Genomic DNA, 1,737 nt, shown 5'->3' on the forward strand with positions numbered 1-1,737 from the left:
GGGGTCGGCTCGGTGGCGCGCCAGCCCAGCCGCGCGGCCAGGTCCACCACCGGCAGCACGGTGCCGCGCAGGTTGACCACGCCGGCCACATAGTGCGGCACGCGCGGCAGCCGCGTGGTTGGCGTCCAGGCGCGGATTTCGCGGATGGCCATGATATCCAGGCCAAAAACCTGGCCTTCCACTTCGAAGGTGATCAGTTCGCGGATCATTGCTTGTCTCCCTTCAGGACTGCGATGGCCATGGCCTAGTGCGATACGCGGCGCACGGCCGCGACCAGCTTGGCCGGGTCAAACGGCTTGACGATCCAGCCGGTCGCCCCGGCGGCGCGGGCGCGGGCCTTCTTTTCTTCCGAGCTTTCGGTGGTCAGCACCAGGATCGGGCGATCGCGGTGGCGGCTGCCCTCGCGCAGGCGCTCGATCAGGCCAAAGCCATCCAGCCTTGGCATGTTGATATCGGTGATCACCACATCGACTTCGTTGAGGGCCAGCCAGTCGAGCGCGGCGATGCCGTCCTCGGCCTGCGAGACATCGAAGCCTTGCGAGGTGAGTGCGTGGTTGAGCAGGGCCCGCATCGACGGGCTGTCGTCTACGGTCAGGATCCGGGTGGTAGTGGTCATGCCTGGACTCGCTTTTCCATTCAGAACAGTTCGACATCGCCCAGCGATTTGGCCGGACGCGCAGTGGGTTGCACAGGTGGCGCAAGCCGGTCTTCCACCGTACGGAGGCGGACCTGGCCCGATGCCGGGCGGAAATCGACACGCCGCGCCTGGGTTCCGCCAAGGTCTTCGCGCAGCAGCGCGATGCCTTCGTTGGCGAGGAACTTGCGCGCGAACTCGGCATTGACCGAGCCGATCTTCATCATGTTGCGGTTGACGTTGGCCCCGCCATAAAGGTGCGCCTTGAGCTTTGACTTGCGCGCGCCCTTGGCCAGCATCTCGTTGACCAGCAGTTCCATCAGATAGAGGCCGTAGTGTTCGTCCACTGCAGTGTCATAGCCGGCGGGCGGCTCTGCCAGCAGGAAGTGGTTCATGCCCCCCACGCGGGCTTCGGGATCGAACAGGCAGGTGGCCACGCAACTGCCCAGCACGGTCGAATATTCCAGGCTCTTGTCGGCGCTGGCCAGGGCCTGGCCCTGCATCACGGTGATCCGCTCCAGGCCGCTGGGGTTGGGTAGGATGGGTTTGTGAAACATGGCTCAGGCCGCCTTGCTGAAAGCGTGGCGGGCGATGTGCCCGATCGGCGCCACCACCTTGGCCGCGCCCAGCGAGATGGCGGCGCGCGGCATGCCAAAGACGGTGCAGGTCGCCTCGTCCTGGGCAATCGTGCGCGCGCCCTTCTGGGCCATGGCGAGCAGGCCCTTGGCCCCGTCAGAGCCCATGCCCGTCAACAGGATGCCCACGGCCTGGGCGCCGACCACTTCGGCGACAGACGAAAACAGCACGTCGACCGAAGGCAGGTGGCCCGACACCGCCTCGCCGCGGCGCAGCTTGGCGTGCAGGCTGGTGGTGCCGCCGATGCCCAGGTGGCGATCATCGCCCGGTGCCAGATAGACGTTGCCCTCGCGCAGCGGCATGTCGGGCTCGGCCAGCTGGATGCGCGGCGGGCAATTCTGGTCGAGCGTGCGCGCCACGGCCGGGGCAAAGCGTTCGTTGATGTGCTGCACGATCAGCGTGGGCGGGCAATCGGCCGGGAAATCCGACAGCAGGATCTGCAGCGCCTCTACCCCGCCGGTGGACGA

At 66.8% G+C, this 1,737-nt stretch carries 4 protein-coding genes; all 4 read right to left on the bottom strand.

Annotation, left to right across the window (positions count from 1 at the left end; genetic code table 11):
- A partial coding sequence (locus H926_RS0117900; RefSeq protein WP_022677526.1) for a chemotaxis protein CheW occupies positions 1–209 on the bottom strand: 209 nt, incomplete at its 3' end.
- A gap of 35 nt (positions 210–244) precedes the next feature.
- Complete coding sequence (locus H926_RS0117905) at positions 245–616, bottom strand: response regulator (protein ID WP_022677527.1); 372 nt, start codon at positions 614–616, stop codon at positions 245–247.
- Positions 617–636: 20 nt separating this feature from the next.
- The gene (locus H926_RS0117910) at positions 637–1,191 is read right to left on the bottom strand and encodes a chemotaxis protein CheD (RefSeq protein ID WP_022677528.1); all 555 of its coding nucleotides are present in this window, start codon (positions 1,189–1,191) and stop codon (positions 637–639) included.
- A 3-nt stretch (positions 1,192–1,194) separates the two neighbouring features.
- The coding region (locus H926_RS34930; RefSeq protein WP_043610324.1) for a CheB methylesterase domain-containing protein at positions 1,195–1,737 on the bottom strand (543 nt) is incomplete at its 5' end.

It is taken from the genome of Novosphingobium sp. B-7 (assembly GCF_000410615.1).
Lineage (GTDB): Bacteria > Pseudomonadota > Alphaproteobacteria > Sphingomonadales > Sphingomonadaceae > Novosphingobium > Novosphingobium capsulatum.

Bases quoted from the DNA above. Each gene is read 5' to 3' on its own strand.
- H926_RS0117910 (WP_022677528.1), bottom strand. From the start codon at position 1,191: ATGTTTCACAAACCCATCCTACCCAACCCCAGCGGCCTGGAGCGGATC.
- H926_RS0117905 (WP_022677527.1), bottom strand. From the start codon at position 616: ATGACCACTACCACCCGGATCCTGACCGTAGACGACAGCCCGTCGATG.